2 protein-coding genes are annotated in these 3,699 nt (G+C 72.5%); both read left to right on the top strand.

The window, feature by feature from the left end; translation table 11 throughout:
- The coding region (locus GT045_RS15250) for a type I polyketide synthase (protein WP_161334493.1) at positions 1–3,281 on the top strand (3,281 nt) is incomplete at its 5' end.
- A 97-nt stretch (positions 3,282–3,378) separates the two neighbouring features.
- The coding region (locus GT045_RS15255; protein ID WP_202528135.1) for a beta-ketoacyl synthase N-terminal-like domain-containing protein at positions 3,379–3,699 on the top strand (321 nt) is incomplete at its 3' end.

Below are 3,699 nucleotides of genomic sequence, written 5' to 3' on the forward strand. Positions count from 1 at the left end.
TCGTGCCGGTGCTGCGCAAGGACCGTGGTGAGGCGGGCACGCTGCTGGAGGCGTTGGCGCAGCTCCATGTCCAGGGCCAGGACGTGGAATGGGCCGCCTACCTGGCACCGTACGGCCCCCGGCGGGTGGATCTGCCCACCTACGCCTTCCAGCGCGAACGCTACTGGCTGGAGCCGGTGCCGGCCGCCGGTGACGTCGCTTCGGTCGGTCTGGGCGCGGCGGACCACCCGTTGCTGGGTGCGGCCGTGACACTGCCCGACTCCGACGGCTGCCTCTTCACCGGCCGACTGTCCGCACGGACACACCCGTGGCTGGTGGATCACGCGGTACTGGGTGCCGTGCTGGTACCGGGGACGGCCTTCGTGGACCTGGCCCTGCACGCCGGTGCCCGGTTCGGCTGCACACGCGTGGACGACCTGGTCCTGGAGGCGCCACTGGTCCTGCCCGAGACCGGCGCCGTCCAGCTCCAGGTCGTCGTCGGCGGCCCGGACGACACCGGCCGGCGGTCGGTCAACGTGTACGCGCGGCAGGAGTCCGGTGACCCGGACCAGCCGTGGACGCGGCACGTCGGCGCTGTCGTCACCGAAAGTGCGGTCGAAGCGGCGGAATCCGTGTCGGACGAGCCGGGAGTGTGGCCGCCGACCGGCGCCGAGGCGCTGGACATCGAAGGTATGTACGAGCGCTTCGCGACGGGCGGGCTGGTCTACGGACCGGTCTTCCAGGGGGTTCGTGCGGCCTGGCGGCGCGGTACCGAAGTGTTCGCCGAGATCGCGCTGCCGCAGGAGCACACGGCGGAGGCCGTGCGCTTCGGACTCCACCCGGCACTCTTGGACGCCGCCATGCACGTGGCCGGCCCGGGCGGCCTGACCGAGCCGGACGGCGAGGACCGGCACCAGATCCGGTTGCCGTTCGTCTGGAACGGCGTCCGCCTGTACGCCACCGGCGCGAGCACCGTCCGGGTACGGCTCTCGGCCGCCGGCGCCGGAGGTGTGTCCGCGGTCGTGGCGGACGAGTCCGGTCGGCTGGTGGCCTCCGTGGGCGAGCTGGTGACGCGCCCGGTCACGGCCGAGCAGATCGACACCGCCCGGGGCGCCGCTTTGCGCGACTCCCTCTTCCGGTTGGCATGGCACGCCATGCCACTCCCGGCGAGCGAGGTGGCTCCTGCGCTCCGCTGTGCCGTGGTCGGCGAACCGGACGGGCCGGGTCTGGCCGCGTGCCTGCGGTCGGGCGGCTGGGACGTGGCCGTGCACGCGGACCTGAAGAGCCTGGGTGAGGCCCACACCGGTACGGATGCGCAGGGCGACGGCGCCGCCGTGCCGGAATGGGTCTTCCTCTCCGTACCGGGCGCTCCCGGCACCGGCACGGGTGCGGGCATCGGCACGGGCCCGGGTGCGGGCATGGGCGGGGGCGAGCGGTTGCGCTCCGCGGTGGCGGGGACGCTGGCCTGGGTGCAGGACTGGCTGGCGGACGACCGCTTCGCCGACGCGCGCCTGGTGATCGTCACCCAGGGCGCGGTGAACACCTCTCCGCTCGCTGCGGATCCTGCAGAACAGGCCGTTCAGGACATGGTGGGAACGGCCGTCTGGGGGCTGGTGCGCTCGGCACAGGCAGAGCACCCCGACCGGCTGCTCCTCCTCGACACCGACGATCCGTCCGCGTTCGCGTCCGCGCCGGTGGCCGCCGCTCTCGCTTCGGGTGAGCCGCAGTTGGCCGTCCGCGCGGGACGTGTACTGCTGCCCAGGCTCGTCCGAGCTGCGGACGACGGACCGGCGGCGCACAACGCACCCACGGCGCACAACGCACCGACGGCGCACAACGCACCGACGGCGGAGTATGCACCGACCACGGCGGCCGGCGGGAGTACGACGACAGGCTCGTCCGCGTCCGTACCCGCTGCACCCGCCGGCCCCGCGGCGACCTGGGACCCGCGAGGGACCGTCCTGATCACCGGGGCGAGTGGCACGCTGGCCGGTCTCGTGGCCGGGCACCTCGTGGCCGAACACGGGGTACGGCACCTGCTGCTGCTGAGCCGCAGGGGTGCCGAGGCGGAGGGCGCGCCGGAACTCACTGCCCGACTCACCGCGGCGGGCGCGTCGGTGACCTGGGCGGCCTGCGACGCGGCGGACCGCGCCGCCCTCGGCGCGGTGCTCGCGGCCGTCCCCGCCGAACATCCGCTCAAGGGTGTGGTGCACGCGGCGGCCGTGCTGGACGACGGCGTCGTCACCTCGCTGACCTCCCAGCGCATCGGCACGGTGCTGCGCCCCAAGGCGGAGGCGGCTGCCGTCCTCCACGAGCTGACGGCCGACGCCGACCTCACCGCGTTCGTACTGTTCTCCTCCGCCGCGGGCACGCTGGGCGCCGCCGGTCAGGGCAATTACGCCGCCGCGAACGCGTTCCTCGACGCACTCGCCACCCGGCGCCGCGCCCAGGGCCTGCCGGCCCTTTCGCTGGCCTGGGGACTGTGGGAGCAGCGCAGCGCGCTGACCGGCGGCCTGGGCGAGGCGGACCAGCGACGCATGGCCGGTATCGGGCTCGGCGGGCTGCCGACGGCCGACGGACTCGCGCTGTTCGACGCCTGCTGCGCCGGCGAAGACCCGGTGGTCGCCCCGATGCGGCTCGATGTGACGGCTGTACGGGCGTCGGTCCGTGACACCGGCGGTGAAGTTCCCCATGTGCTGCGCGAGTTGGTCCGCGTACTGCCGGGGCAACGGTCCGTCGGGGACGCCGGGGAGGCCGCCGGAGCAGCATCGGCGGGTCTGCGGGAACGGCTGGCCGCTGTGCCGGCGACGGAAGGCGAACGCGTCGTGCTGGACGCCGTACGCCGCAATGTCGCGGCCGTACTCGGCCACGGCGGAGTGGAGACCGTGGAACCGGCTCGCGCCTTCAAGGATTTCGGATTCGACTCCCTCACAGCGGTGGAACTGCGCAACCGGCTCAACGCGGTCACCGGACAGCGCCTGCCCGCCACGCTCGTGTTCGACTACCCGACGCCGACGGCCCTGGCCGCTTTCCTGTACCAGGAGTTGGCGCCGCGGGACGCGCTCGGCGGCGACGCCGGCGACGTGCCCGTGTCGGTGGGACTGGACCGGCTCGAAGCGGGTCTGTCAGCCATGACCTTGGAGGAGATCGGCCGCACCGACGTCGTCGGACGGCTACGAGATCTCCTCGCGAAATACGGCGACACACAGGAAGGAACGGAAAGCGCCGATCTGGCCGAGCAGCTCGAATCAGCGTCGGACGGCGACCTTTTCAAGATGGTGGACGACCTCGGAATCAGCTGAACCGAATGTCCTGATGCACGAGCGACCGACCTCGGTCGACGTCGAACCCTTTCCGCCGACTGCCTAGTGGCCGACTGCATTTTGATGGGAAAGCGCGATGAGTAACGAAGACAAGCTCCGGGATTACCTCAAGCGGGTCATCGCCGAACTGCACCAGACGCGGCAACGCCTCCAGGACGCGGAGACCGCGGACCACGAGCCGATCGCCATCGTGGCGATGAGCTGCCGCTACCCGGGAGGCGTCAGCTCCCCGGAGGAGCTGTGGCAGCTGGTGTCCGCCGGTGCCGACGCGATCTCGGGCTTCCCCGAGGACCGCGGCTGGGATGTCGAGGGCCTGTACGACCCGGATCCGAGCGCCGTGGGCAAGAGCTATGCGCGCGAAGGCGGCTTCCTGCACGCGGCCGGCGACTTCGACCCG

It is taken from the genome of Streptomyces sp. SID486 (genome assembly GCF_009865385.1).
Lineage (GTDB): Bacteria > Actinomycetota > Actinomycetes > Streptomycetales > Streptomycetaceae > Streptomyces.